Source organism: Cohaesibacter gelatinilyticus, assembly GCF_900215605.1.
GTDB lineage: Bacteria > Pseudomonadota > Alphaproteobacteria > Rhizobiales > Cohaesibacteraceae > Cohaesibacter > Cohaesibacter gelatinilyticus.
In genome coordinates, this window is the sequence record NZ_OBEL01000005.1 from 74489 (window position 1) to 88353 (window position 13865).

10 protein-coding genes are annotated in these 13865 nt (G+C 49.7%); 7 read left to right on the forward strand and 3 right to left on the reverse strand.

The window, feature by feature from the left end; all coding sequences use genetic code 11:
* Positions 1-86: 86 nt before the first annotated feature.
* Together CRO57_RS18075 and CRO57_RS18080 are read left to right on the forward strand one after the other, a co-directional pair.
* Positions 87-2252 (forward strand): EAL domain-containing response regulator, encoded by a 2166-nt coding sequence (locus tag CRO57_RS18075; protein ID WP_097154906.1) that lies wholly within the window; start codon positions 87-89, stop codon positions 2250-2252.
* Positions 2252-4852 carry an ATP-binding protein gene (locus tag CRO57_RS18080; RefSeq protein WP_097154907.1) on the forward strand — a complete coding sequence of 867 codons (2601 nt, stop codon included), beginning with the start codon at positions 2252-2254 and terminating at the stop codon, positions 4850-4852. Before CRO57_RS18075 ends, CRO57_RS18080 begins: the two co-directional genes overlap by 1 nt.
* 63 nt (positions 4853-4915) lie before the next feature.
* Here the strand turns inward: CRO57_RS18080 and cysN are convergent, their stop codons facing one another.
* The gene (gene cysN, locus CRO57_RS18085; protein WP_097154908.1) at positions 4916-6865 is read right to left on the reverse strand and encodes a sulfate adenylyltransferase subunit CysN; all 1950 of its coding nucleotides are present in this window, start codon (positions 6863-6865) and stop codon (positions 4916-4918) included.
* Complete coding sequence (gene cysD, locus CRO57_RS18090) at positions 6865-7773, reverse strand: sulfate adenylyltransferase subunit CysD (protein WP_097154909.1); 909 nt, start codon at positions 7771-7773, stop codon at positions 6865-6867. Before cysD ends, cysN begins: the two co-directional genes overlap by 1 nt.
* A gap of 417 nt (positions 7774-8190) precedes the next feature.
* Between cysD and CRO57_RS18100 the strand changes: the two genes are divergently transcribed.
* Positions 8191-9390 carry a BaiN/RdsA family NAD(P)/FAD-dependent oxidoreductase gene (locus CRO57_RS18100; RefSeq protein ID WP_097154911.1) on the forward strand — a complete coding sequence of 400 codons (1200 nt, stop codon included), beginning with the start codon at positions 8191-8193 and terminating at the stop codon, positions 9388-9390.
* Between the two features lie 12 nt (positions 9391-9402).
* Here CRO57_RS18100 and CRO57_RS18105 read toward each other — a convergent pair whose 3' ends face one another.
* Positions 9403-10008, reverse strand: coding sequence for a helix-turn-helix domain-containing protein (locus CRO57_RS18105; RefSeq protein WP_097154912.1), 606 nt, complete (start codon positions 10006-10008; stop codon positions 9403-9405).
* A gap of 131 nt (positions 10009-10139) precedes the next feature.
* On the opposite strand from CRO57_RS18105, the gene CRO57_RS18110 reads away from it, so the two are divergent.
* The 4 genes from CRO57_RS18110 to CRO57_RS18125 are packed head-to-tail and all read left to right on the forward strand — an operon-like array spanning position 10140 to position 13853.
* On the forward strand, positions 10140-11120 hold the full coding sequence (locus tag CRO57_RS18110; RefSeq protein WP_097154913.1) for an ABC transporter substrate-binding protein: 981 nt from the start codon (positions 10140-10142) through the stop codon (positions 11118-11120).
* 60 nt (positions 11121-11180) lie between these two features.
* Complete coding sequence (locus tag CRO57_RS18115) at positions 11181-11960, forward strand: ABC transporter ATP-binding protein (RefSeq protein WP_097154914.1); 780 nt, start codon at positions 11181-11183, stop codon at positions 11958-11960.
* Between the two features lies 1 nt (position 11961).
* Positions 11962-12876 carry an ABC transporter permease gene (locus CRO57_RS18120; protein WP_097154915.1) on the forward strand — a complete coding sequence of 305 codons (915 nt, stop codon included), beginning with the start codon at positions 11962-11964 and terminating at the stop codon, positions 12874-12876.
* Positions 12873-13853: a dipeptide epimerase gene (locus CRO57_RS18125; RefSeq protein WP_210200934.1), complete on the forward strand. Its 981-nt coding sequence runs from the start codon at positions 12873-12875 to the stop codon at positions 13851-13853. Before CRO57_RS18120 ends, CRO57_RS18125 begins: the two co-directional genes overlap by 4 nt.
* The last annotated feature ends 12 nt before the right edge of the window (positions 13854-13865 follow it).

Genomic DNA, 13865 nt, shown 5'->3' on the forward strand with positions numbered 1-13865 from the left:
GGCTAACTTTACCTTGCATTGAACGGACATGCTGGCGTGATCGGCTATTTCCGTTTGATGCTTTGATTTTAGCCAGGGCGAGAACGATGCCAGTCATTCTCATTGTTGACGATCAAAACACCAACCGTCAGATCTATGCCAAGTTGGCACAGGGTTTGGCTGAGGATGTTAAGGTCACGCCACTGGCAGATCCTATCCTTGCTTTGGATTGGCTGAAAGACAACACGCCTGATCTGGTGATTACCGATTTCAAAATGCCTCGGATGGATGGAGATGAGTTCATTGAGCGCATTCGCTCTCAGGAGCATCTGTCCGAAATTCCCGTCATTGCCATCACCATTTTTGAAGAAAAGGAATTACGGCTAAGGGCACTGGATGCCGGCGCAACCGATTTTTTGCTGAGCCCGGTTGATCATCGAGAATTTTCTGCACGAGCCCGAAATCTTTTGCGGCTGCATCGCCAGAACCAGATTTTGGCAGATCGTGCCAGACATCTGGAACAATCACTTACACAGAGTGAGCGCGACCTGGAAAGTTCTACCAGACACGCTCAAGCACAGTTGGCGAGAGTGATTGATACTATCCCCGTCATGGTCAGTGCGACTGATTTGAATGGCAATTTTCTGTTCATGAATGTTTGTAAAGCCAAATATCTGGGACTGGATATTGAGACCGTGATCGGGCAGGACAGCATCAAAATTCTGGGAGAACCAAGAGGAAAAAGGGCTCGCAAGATCGATCAGTTGGTTATTGCATCCAAAAAGCCCGTACGAGCTTATGAGGAAGAAATTCTTGGAGTTGACGGTAGGAAGCGGGTTTTCCAGACAACAAAATCCCCCCTTTTTGAAGACAATGGCGAAGTAATCGGTGTTGTAACAAATGCGCAGGACATCTCTGATCGCAAGGCAGCCGAAGATCATTTGCGGCATCTGGCTCACCATGACTCCCTGACGGGTTTGGCCAATAGAATTTTACTACGCGATCGGGTAGAGCGGGAAATCGGACGTTGCCGCCGTGGTGACGGGCGATTTGCCATCCATTTGGTTGATTTGGATGGGTTCAAGCAGGTCAATGACGTGAATGGACATGCCGTTGGAGATGAATTGTTGATCCGGGTTGGTGAGCAACTCTCAGATGTCATCGGGGCAGATGATCTGGCGGCAAGACTGGGTGGTGATGAATTCGCAATTCTTCAAGCCAATGTGCGTTCTGATGCAGAAATTGCCCGGATGGCGGAAGCGATCAAGGACGCCTTGCCTCAGGCAATTACTTCCATGAAAGCTGCATCCGAGGTGACGGGATCCGTTGGAATTGCGACACATCCGGACGATGGTGGTGATTTCGAGCAATTGATGCGCAACGCTGATTTGGCCATGTATCGCTCCAAGGCAGCAAATGGCAACAATATCTGCTTCTTTGCTTCAGACATTGAAGAGCGGGAAAAAGATGATTTTCAGACCGACGAGTTATTGCGAAATGCGCTGAGCAATCATTTGTTCGAGCTCTATTATCAGCCGCAGGTTGATTTGCAGAGTGGCCGGATCATTGGAGCTGAAGCTCTGTTGCGCATCCGTACCGAGCAGGGAAAAATCATAACTCCGGGCGAGTTCCTGCCTCGTGCAGAACGAAACGGCATGATCATGCCTATTAATGAATGGGTTTTACGATCAGCTTGCCAACAAGGTGCTGCATGGCGCAAGGAAGGCCTGCCGGATATCTCAATAGGGGTAAATCTTTCACCTGTTCAGTTCCAGCGGCAATCTGTGCCGCTTCTGGTCGGTCGGTTGTTGGGAGAAAGTGGTTTCCCGGCGCATTTGCTGGATCTGGAGCTTACGGAAAGTATCGTCTTGCATGATACAGAAGCTGTAGCAATACAATTGGCACAATTGCGTCAATTGGGTGTCAAGATTTCAATTGATGACTTTGGAACAGGCTGTTCATCTCTTTCTTATGTCAAACATTTCCCGGTTGACCGGCTAAAAGTGGATCAATCTTTCGTCCGTGACATGCATGAAAATCCTTCGGATGCAGCGATTGTTCGGGCCACCATCAGTTTGGGCCATAGCCTTGGCATGGAAGTCATTGCGGAAGGTGTGGAATATGAACAGGTGTCCGAGATGCTGAGTTTGGAACAATGTGATAGCGCACAAGGTTATCTCTTTGGCAAACCTCAACCAGCTTCGGTGATGGCGAATCTATTACGACAGCAAATGCAAGAAGACGTGCCCATGTCCAAAGAAGGAGCAGCCTGATGCCTTCTCTTCTTGGCAAAGTCTGGTATGCCGGGTTTCATTATAAAGCAAAGATAACTCAAATCCTTGCCAACCGTGAGGATGGCGAACATGAAGCTCAACGTTCACGGGTCGGTATGGTTGTCATTTGGACATCGATACACTTCGCGTTCATGCAGGCGGGTTATCCAGATGCAGAGCGTACCTTTAACTTATTGTTTGCGCCCGGAATGAGCTATCTGGGTTTAGCCGTTATTCTGTTTCTGCATTTGCTCTACTTCCCAAAACCCAATCCCGTCCGTCGTGTTCTGTCCATCACATCGGATGCTTCCTTACTCATCTGTTCAGCTTTGACGTTTGGAGCAGATCAAGGGTTCTTGCTTCCACTCTATCTTTGGATGGTGTTCAGCTCCGGCTTCCGGTATGGCACTGCTTATCTGACCTATGGCGCCATTCTGTCTGTCACATCTCTCTCTGTGCTTTGGGGTCTGCAGGGCGGCTGGACACAGGCACCGATCACTTGCATTGCGAAGATTGCAGGCATGTTGCTGCTGATTGGCTACGTTTCGCGCTTTTTGAAGGCTTTCAATTATGCTTTGGAAGGCGAAAAACAGGCGAGCCGTGCCAAATCGCGCTTTCTTGCCTCCATTTCGCACGAAGTACGTACGCCATTGAATGCAATTTGCGGTTTATCCGATTTGTTGATCGAATCCAGAATAGACGGCGAACAAAGACGCATGGCAAAAACCATATCGGAATCTGGCCAGTCACTCTTGCATCTGATCAATACATTGCTGGATTTTTCTCGTGCGGAAAGTGGCCGTATGCCCGAGAAGCTGGAATCTTTCAGCTTGTTTGCGCTTGTTGGCCGGGTTTATCGAGTGAGCAAAGTGCAAAGCACGAAAAAGGGCTTGAACTTGACCATTCATGGTGATCCAGCTCTTGGTTCATCCTATTTTGGCAATATGCGATTTTTGGAAGATTGTCTGATCAATCTTTTAACCAATGCGATCAAGTTCACTGAAAAAGGCAGCGTGACCTTGTCCATCTCGGTGGTGGAGAGCGAGAAAAACAGTCAACGTCTGCGCTTTGAGGTGATTGATACGGGACCAGGCATTCCCAAGGATGCGCAGCAGGCGATTTTTGAAAGCTTTTCCCAACAGGATGAGTCCATTCTTGATCGCTTTGGCGGATCTGGCCTCGGTTTGGCACTATGCCGGGAATATGTTCACAGCATGGGCGGTGAAATTTCATTACGGTCCGAAGTCGGAAAAGGAAGCAATTTTTCCATCGAAGTCCCACTGCAATATCGCCAGATTGAGCGCGAGATGATGGAGCCGGACTGTCATTTCCCGATGGTGCTTGTGACCCATGATGAAGATCTGGTGCTATCTCTTGGATCCAATTATATGGTAGACCAAGCCCATGCATCGGTTGAGCAGGGACTTCAGGCGGTGACAGAAGAAGCCGTGCGCAAAGGAGCAACACCAGTATTGTTGCTTGATCGCGCTCTTATAAAGGAAGTACCTCAGGAGATAGAAAAGCGGCTGGCAAAATCAACCAATGCGGGTTCCCTTGAATTTGTCTGGATTGGTGATGAAGGGGAGATAGCTCAAGCACCGGCCCTTGGATATGCATCTTCCGCACTTTCCTGGATTGATCGCCGACAACCGCGTTACGATTTGCGTAAGTTGGCATCTTTTGCCAATCATCTGCATGATAGCTTGGACGGGATAACCGCAACGTCTCATGAGAATTCTCCTCAGAGCCGAACCATATTGGTGGCCGATGATAACAAAACCAACCAGATGGTTATTGAGAAAATGCTGATCAGCATGGGACATGACGTCATTTTGGTGGGAGATGGTCAGCAAGCATTGGAGCAATTGCAAGAGGGTTGTTTTGATCTGGTATTGATGGACATCAACATGCCTGTTCTGAATGGACTGGATGCTTCCGAACAATATACAGGCATTTGTGAAGAACAGGGTCTGGTTGGCACGCCAATCCTCGCCTTGACCGCAGATGCCAATCTGGAAATGGAACAGGCTTGCAAAGTTGTGGGTATGCAAGGCTGTCTGCATAAACCGATCGACCGGACGGATCTCAGCAAAGCGATTGATCTGCACGCCCAAGTGAGAACCGATAACGACAATCAGGGAATTGATCCAGTTGAACCGAGCCAGCTTCAAGAACAGGAAACCAAAACCAATCTTGAAGAGGTGCCTGTAGAACAGTTATCTCCGGTTTGTGAGACAACGGTGAATGATCTGGTCGATCTGGGTGGCAAGGATTTTGTTTCTGAACTTGCCGAGCAATTCAGCCATGATGCTGCCAATGCGTTGCTGAAACTTTCAGATGCAGTCGATCAAACAGACAGTGCAGCCTTTCGCGATGAGGCCCATGCTTTACGATCAGCCTCAGCTAATATTGGTGCACAAATGCTTTTCCAGACATGTCTATCATGGAGAGAGATCGAAACCAGCGAGTTGGAAAGTGAAGGCACACAGCATTTGCTCCGCTTGCAAGAGGAAATGCAGCAGGCAATCGAAGGGCTTGAGCAAGTGCTGGACGTGGTATTGCCCAAGCCTGGTAAGCTTGAGTTCAAAAAAGCAGGCTGATAGGTGTTTGGCTAGGAAAAAAGGGAGGTAAGGCCTCCCTTTTAATGTCGGATTATCGGTCCATCAGATGGTGAAATCAGCCAGATCCGGATCAATGCCATCCTCACCCAGAACTTCACGGATGATATGAAGGGCGGCATCTTCGGCATTGCGTTCTGTGGTCTTCACATGGACGTCCGGGTTGGCTGGAGCTTCATAAGGCGACGAAATGCCGGTAAAGTTGGCGATCTCGCCCTTACGCGCTTTTCCATAAAGCCCTTTGGGATCACGTTCTTCGCAGACTTCCAATGGTGTATCGATAAAGATCTCCGCAAATTCATCCTCATCAAGCATGCCACGCACCAGATCGCGTTCAGCCTGGAATGGCGAGATGAAGGATACCAGCGTGATCAGGCCAGCATCGGCCATGAGCTTGGCAACCTCACCAACACGCCGAATATTCTCGACGCGGTCTTCGTCAGAGAAACCCAGATCCTTGTTCAGACCATGGCGTACATTGTCACCATCCAGTAGATAGGTATGCTTGCCAACGGCGTGCAGTTTCTTCTCGACCAGATTGGCAATTGTGGATTTGCCAGAACCGGACAGGCCGGTGAACCAAAGCACCTTGGCTTTCTGGTGTTTTTGCTCTGAACGCGCTTTCTTATCGACATCCAGATTGTGCCAAACCAGATTTTCGCCACGACCAAGGCCGAACCAGACAAGGCCAGCTGCAACTGTTTGGTTGGTAAAGCGGTCAATCAGAATGAAGGAACCAGTTTGACGATCTTCCTCATATTTATCGAAGACAATAGGTGAAGAAGTCGAGAGGTTACAAAAACCGATTTCATTCAAACCCAGCTTGCTGGCCGCTTCATGGGCAAAGCTGTTTATTTCCACTTTGTGCTTGATGGTGGTAATGGATGCATTGACTTCCTGCGAACCGATTTTCAACACATAAGAGCGACCGGCCAGAAGTGGCGCATCATCCATCCAGATCAAGTGAGCAGCAATCTGATTGCTGATATGTGGCCGATGATCAGGTTGAGTGATGATATCACCCCGGCTGATATCGATTTCGTCTTCCAGCGTCAGAGTAACAGCTTCACCAGCCTCGGCATCCTGTTGGCTGCCATCAAAGGTAACAATATCCTTGATGCGAGAGGTTTTACCGGATTTGGCAACGACGATCTCATCACCCACGCTGACGCGACCTGAGGAAACGGTGCCCGAAAAACCACGGAAATCGAGGTTTGGTCGGTTCACCCATTGGACAGGGAAGCGTAGTGGGCGGGCGCTCTCATCTTTGGAGATCTCGATATTCTCCAGATGGCTCAGAAGAGTTGGACCATCATACCAGTCAAGGTTTGGACCCCGCTCCACGACATTGTCACCAAAGCGAGCGGACAGTGGGATAGCAGTGATCGAGTCAAAATCAAAACCGGAGGCAAATTGCTCATAATCGGCGACAATCCTGTCAAAAACCGTCTGATCATGGTCTACAAGGTCGATCTTGTTGATCGCTAGCACCACATGGCGCACACCGATCAGGCTATTGATAAAGCTGTGACGACGGGTCTGGGTTACAATGCCATGGCGAGCGTCGACCAGAATGACAGCCAGATCACAGTTTGACGCGCCAGTCGCCATATTCCGGGTATATTGCTCATGTCCGGGTGTATCCGCTACGATGAATTTTCTTTTGTCGGTGGCGAAGAAGCGGTAGGCCACATCAATGGTGATGCCCTGTTCGCGCTCGGCCTGTAGACCATCAAGCAACAGTGCGAAGTCTATCTCTTCACCGACGGTGCCGTGACGTTTGGAATCGCGTTCCAAAGCTGAAAGCTGATCTTCGAAAATCAGTTTCGTATCATAGAGCAAGCGCCCAATCAGAGTGGACTTGCCATCATCAACACTACCGCAGGTAATAAAACGCAAAAAGCTCTTTTCCTGCTGTGCAGCCAGATAGTTGGACAGCGCGGAAGCAGGAGTGCCTGCATCAATTGCAGGAGAGAGGGAAACAGCTTGGTTCATCAGAAATAGCCCTCGCGTTTTTTCTTTTCCATGGAGGCAGAATCATCATGGTCGATCATACGGCCGGAGCGCTCGGAACTCTTTGCCACCAGCATTTCCTCGACGATCTCTTCCAGACTGTCGGCACCGGATTCCACTGCGCCAGTCAGCGGATAACAACCAAGAGTACGGAAGCGGATCAGCTTCTCTTGTGGTACTTCACCAGGCTGCAATGGCAGACGCTCATCATCTACCATGATCAGTGAGCCATCACGCTCGACGACAGGGCGTTTGGCAGCCATGTAAAGGGGAACAATCGGAATGTTTTCAGACAGGATGTATTGCCAGATATCCAGTTCGGTCCAATTTGACAGGGGAAAGACGCGGATGCTCTCTTTGTCACGAATGCGAGTGTTATAAAGAGACCATAGTTCCGGGCGTTGATTTTTTGGATCCCAGCCATGATTTTCCGAGCGGAAGGAGAAAATACGTTCCTTGGCGCGGCTTTTTTCTTCATCGCGTCTCGCGCCGCCAAAGGCAGCGTCATAGCCGCCAGCATTCAGTGCCTGTTTCAGGGCATCCGTTTTCATGATTTGTGTATACAGTGAGGAGCCATGATCGAACGGATTGACGTTGTCACGCAAACCGTCCGGGTTGGTATGGCTGATCAGATCAAATTCGTAGTCTTTGGCCATCTGATCACGAAATTCGATCATTTTGCGGAACTTCCAGCCGGTGTTCACGTGAAGCAATGGAAAAGGAATACGAGAAGGATAGAAAGCCTTGCGTGCTAGATGCAGCATGACCGAGCTGTCTTTACCCACGGAATAAAGCATCACCGGCTTCTTGAAGCTGGCGGCCACTTCTCGAAAAATATGAATGGCTTCAGCTTCCAGCTGTGCCAAATGGGATTGTCGGGCAAGTGCCATGGTCTTCTCCTGGCCTCTCTCTTCAAGTTGCAAACCTCATGGTCCAAAGGGTGATCGGCGAGATGCACACGCAACATGATAGATTTCGAATTCTCATAGAATGTTTTGCTAAAACATTTATTCTTGACTGGGTTATATCGAAAAATATTCTATTGTCGAGAGAGTTCAAGGCCTCGAAAGCCATTAGGAAACAAAGCTATGGATGCCGCTTTTCTGCAAAGAGCAGAGCAGGAGAAATGCTTTTCTAGACTCTCTGGACCTAAGAGATTTCGTATCTGGATATAGACGGATTTAAGGTAAGAAAAAAAATCCAAAAAACTTTGCACTTTTGGGCAAAAAGTGGGTAAATCCGCTACACATGGCCACTGGCCTCATCTTGTCACGCAAAATTAGCTTTCCTGAAAGAAGAGACACATCATGTCCAATTCAAATCCAGCCGGAAAAATCTGGGACGCCATCATCCTTGGTGGCGGTGCTGCCGGTTTGATGGCGGCCATCACGGCTGCAAAGCGTGGCAAACAAGTTCTGGTTTTGGACCATTCAAAGAAACCGGCTGAGAAAATTCGTATCTCAGGCGGTGGCCGCTGTAACTTTACCAATCTGGATATCAAGCCAAAGAATTATCTGTCCGATAATCCCCGATTCTGTATCTCGGCGTTGAAGCGCTATACCCAGAATGACTTCATCAAATGGGTTGAAAGCCATCATATCCGCTATCATGAAAAGACACTGGGACAGCTTTTCTGCAATGACAGCGCTCAGCAGATCATCGATATGTTGCTAGGAGAGTTGCGTGCACATGGAGGGGAACTGCGCCTTCATTCTCAGATCAAACAAGTGCTGCGCGAAGGTGAGCTTTATTCAGTGGCCTCCAGCTCAGGTATGGAACTGGCGCGGGCAGTGGTTGTTGCAACGGGCGGAAAGTCCATTCCCAAAATGGGAGCAACCAGCTTTGGCTATGATCTGGCAAAGCAGTTCGGCATCAATGTCCTGCCAACCCGAGCCGCCCTTGTACCCTTTACATTTTCCGAGCAGCAAAAGCTGTGGTCTGTGCCGCTCTCCGGTGTTGCTGTTGACGCTATCGTGAAAATTGGCAAGACCGTTTTTCGAGAAGGTCTTCTCTTCACCCACCGCGGTCTGTCTGGTCCCTCCATCTTGCAGATCTCTTCCTATTGGCAAGAAGGTGTGCCGGTAACCATCGATCTGGCTCCCGACGTCAATATATTGGAAGAGTTGAAGAAAGCGCGAGAAGAGCATCCAAAGCAGGATATCAGCAATGCGCTTGGCCATATCCTGCCAAAGAAGCTGGCAAAAGCCATCGCCGCGCGCGATGGCCTGTCCGGCCACATGGCGACGCAAAGCGACAAAATCTTGCGAAAAGCAGAAGAGAATATCCATCGCTGGCAGATTGTACCAATGGGAACAGAAGGCTATCGAACAGCCGAAGTCACCATCGGTGGGATTGATACCAAGGAGCTTTCCTCCAAGACCATGGAGGCCAATAATGTTCCGGGTCTTTATTTTATCGGTGAGGTCGTGGATGTCACCGGTCATCTTGGCGGTTACAACTTCCAATGGGCCTGGTCGTCGGGATATGCAGCTGGTATGGCACTATAGTCTTCAAAAGGATTATCGCGTCAAACATACAACGAGGATACGGCAGTCTTCTTCACCGGCTGATGTATAGATATGCCCCATCCCGCTATCCAGATAAATGCTTTCTCCGGAATTGAGCAGGACTGGTTCATGAGCTTCTGTATGTACGGTCAATTGTCCGGATAGGACAAACAGAAATTCCTCGCCGGGATGTTCTATGAACTGGTCGAACTCGGCGCGGGAATGCGCTTTGACGACACCAGTCATGGGGGTCATTCCTTTGTGCCATATATCGGCAAACAGCATTTCATATCGATAGGTTGCCGTTTCCTGGACTTGTACATCTCCAAGGCGCGCAACTGACAGGCTATTGCTTTTGAAGCTTTCTCCAGACTTTCCAAAGAGTACGGATAATTCCACATCAAGCCCTTCGGCGATTTTGATGAGCTTGTCATAGGTAAGAGCGAGCAAGCCTCGCTCTGCTCTGGAAATGGTAGAGATCGCCAGCCCTGCTGCTTCGGCGACTTGTGCCAAACTCATTCCTTTTGATTTTCTGCTTAAGCGCAAACGGCGTCCGAGATCCTGATGTTGAGGATGATCAGACTCGACTCTGTCGTGCTTTTCAGGTGATTGTTTCATGGCATTACAATAGAGTTGTCTTTCAGCTAATTTTGCTTATATGCAAAAAATTTGCATATAAGCAAAATCATGTTAAGACTTACAAAGGGGAAATGCAAAAATAAAGAATTCCCCGTGGAGGAGAACAAGATATGAAACGCAAATCCATTTGGAGCGGCCTTGTTGCGGCTCTTATGCTGGTGCCCGTTTGCAATGTTGCAAATGCTGATGCGCTGAAAATCGCAATTGCCAATTTCGGCGAGCATCCACAGCTCAGCGCGGTTGCTGAGGGTTTTAAAAAGGAAATCACTTCCTCAGGGATGTCTGAAGGAAAAGACGTTGTTTTCACCCTCGATCATGTGAATTTTGATACGACACTTCTGCCTCAGATGCTTGCCAAGATCAATGCAAGCAAACCAGATCTGGTTTTCGCCATCACGACACCGGTTGCTCAGAACGCACTCAATATGTTCGCCGATGCCAGCTATCCCATGGTCTTTGGTGCAGTAACGGATCCTGTTGCAGCAGGATTGGTGCCTTCCTGGGAAAAAGGCGGCAAGAAAATGACAGGCGCAAGTGATGGCTTGGATATTGGCGCAACTCTGAAACTGGTCGAGAAGCTGTTCCCGAAAGCTGAAACAATCGGCGTTCCGTTCAATCCGGGTGAAGCCAACGACGTTGCTATGGTGGCAAGTGTCAAAGAGGCTGCCAAAGGGACAAAGTTTTCGGTTGCAGAAGTCAGCATCGATAATACCAACGAAATCCCAGCGCGTGTCGCGGCTCTCGCACGTAAGGCTGATTTGATTTATGGATCTGGCTCCAATTTGATCCAGCCTGCCATTGCTGCAGTCGCTGCTTCGGCAAATGAAGCCAAAGTGCCTCTTCTGAATTCTGACGATGGCCCTGTACGCAAGGGCATCTTGCCTGCAGCATTCTCCGTTTCCTACAAGCAAATTGGCCACAACGCGGGCAAAATCGCACTTCGTTTGCTGAAGGGTGAAAAGACCGCCGATATCGCTCCTTTGCGCCCGGCCTATGAAGATCACGCCATCACGATCTCTCGTTCGGCAATGGACGCCATTGGTGCGGAAATTCCAGCGGAATTCGACAATTGTGATTGCATCATCAAATAGACCATTTCAGGCCGGGTGCTCACGCAAGGTGAGAACCCGGCTGCTTCAAGGGAACGTAATATGCTTGAGGTTAAAGATGCTCGTCAGGTTTTTTTCCCGGGGCTCCCCGACGAGAAAGTTGCACTTGATGGGCTGAATTTGACGTTGGCTGAGGGTGACTTCGCCACAGTGATCGGCAGTAATGGTGCGGGCAAGAGTACGCTGTTGAATGCAATTGCTGGCGCACAGCGGCTTGATTCCGGGCGTATTGTTATCAACGGAGATGACGTGACGCAAATGCCCGTTCATCGTCGGGCAAATCATGTTGCTCGTGTGTTTCAGGACCCTATGAAGGGGACCGCAGCCAGCATGACAATAGCGGAAAACATGCTGTTGGCTGAAATGCGGCAGTCAAAAGCCAGACTTCGGATTGGTTTGACGCTTGCAAGACGGGACAAATATCGCGAAGAGCTGTCCTATCTGGGTCTTGGACTGGAAGACAGAATGGACACACCTGTTTCGCTATTGTCCGGAGGACAAAGACAGTCTCTTTCCCTGGTCATGGCTGTGTCGGATCGCCCTGATGTCCTCTTGCTTGATGAGCATACGGCCGCTTTGGACCCTCGCACCGCCGATCTTGTTCTGGATGCGACCTTGAGGGCAGTTACAGCCCTGAAACTGACCACCTTGATGGTCACTCATAACATGCAGCATGCAATCGACTTTGGAAATCGCATTGTAATGCTGGATGCAGGGCAGGTTATTCGTGAGCTTTCTGGAGATGAGAAGGCAAATACCTCGGTCCCAAAGTTGATCGATTATTTTTCGGTCAAGTCCGACCGGATGGTTCTGGGAGGCTAGTATGGGTGAGATTCTTGCAACTTACTTTTCGCTCATCACAGTGACATTGGGACAGAGCTTGACACTGAGCTTTGTCGTTCTCGCTGTTATGATGCCTTTTCGTATTCTTGGTTTCCCTGATTTGACGTCTGAGGGTGCATTTCCTCTTGGTGGTTGCGTTTGCGCAGTTGCATTGCTGGCTGGGATCCCTCCTATACCGGCGCTGTTGCTTTCAGCTTTGGCCGGGTTTTTGGCAGGCAGTACCACAGCCTTCCTTCACCTGAGATTTCGTATTCATACGCTGCTGGCCGGGATTTTGGTCACAACAATGCTCTACAGCATCAATCTCAGAATTATGGGCCGAGCCAATGTGCCCATTTTTAGTCAAGACAAAATCTTTGATCTGCTGAGCTGGCTGGAACTCACTGGTACCATGACAAAAATCTTGGTTGCAGGTGGCTTGGTGACGATTACCATTCTGGTCTTGAACTATTGGTTCCTGACCGAACGGGGCATTGCCATGCGAGCTGTCGGCGCCAATCCGGATATGGCAGAAGCTCAAGGCATCAATGTCTGGCGTGCCACGATCGGCGGAGTGGGTCTTGCTGGGGCATTTGCTTCCTTTGGCGGAGGATTGATGGTCCAAAGCCAGGGATTTGCAGATGTGAATATGGGCCTTGGTATTCTCATCAACGCTCTCGCAGCATTGATGATTGGAGAGGCGGTTCTAGGAAAACGATCCTTCTTGCGACAGCTTCTTGCGCCATTTGTTGGGGCTATAATCTATTATCAGCTCATTTCGATTTGTCTGGCTGCTGGATTGCCACCGGGAGATCTGAAAATCGCTACCGGTTTGTTCGTGATCATCATGTTGGCTGCGCCAACCCTTCGGTCCCGAAAAGGTGGTCGCCCTGAGCGAGAGGCAATTCGCGAATGATCAATTACACATTCAAGATGGAAAGCTGGCCATTGGCCAGACCCTTTCGCTTTGCCGGATTTTCGATATCGGCGCTGGATATTGCATATGTGACCCTCGAAAGTGATGGGATACCCGGGCATGGAGAGGGCGTGGTTCCGGTGGTCTTTGATATCTCGGCAGAGGAAACTGCCGAGATATTGGAGCAAGTCCGTAATCAACTCATGGATGGAGAGGCGATAGACGCGATCTGTCGTTCTCTTCCACCCGGACCAGCTCGTAATGCGCTTGATTGTGCTCTTTGGGATTTGCGGGCCAAGACGAGTGGCAAAACCATATGGGAACTTGCTGGTTTGCCACCCGGGCCTGATACAATCACGGTGGACCAAACCATTGGTCTGGACGCTCCAAAAATGATGGCGCAACTGGCGAAGGATTCAACGCACGATGTTCTCAAGATAAAGGCAGATGCAGAAGGTGTTCTGGATCGCGTCGCTGCAATTCGTAAAGCGAGACCGGATGCCGAACTGATCATCGACGCCAATCAAAGCTGGTCAGCGGAAGATCTGCGCCAGCTTGGTCCGCAATTGGCGGATCTTGGCGTTGCCATGATCGAACAACCCCTTAGTAGAGAGTGTGATCATGAGCTTCGGAATGTGGATTGCCCGGTGCCGATCTATGCTGATGAATCGTGTCATACCCGAGAAGATCTTCCCGATCTGATCGGGTTGTATCAAGGCATCAATATCAAGTTGGATAAGACTGGCGGACTGACAGAAGCCCTTGCATTGGCAAAAGCTGCAAAAGATGCAGATCTGGGCGTCATGGTGGGGTGTATGGCGGGAACCTCGCTTTCCATGGCTCCTGCCTATGTTATCGGAACCTTGTCGAATTGGTCCGATCTGGACGGTCCATTGCTGCTTGCGTCCGATCGACCTTCGGCGATGACATATAAAGATGGCGCGTTATCTGCATTTTCCCCTTCCCTTTGGGGCTGAATGTTCACGGAG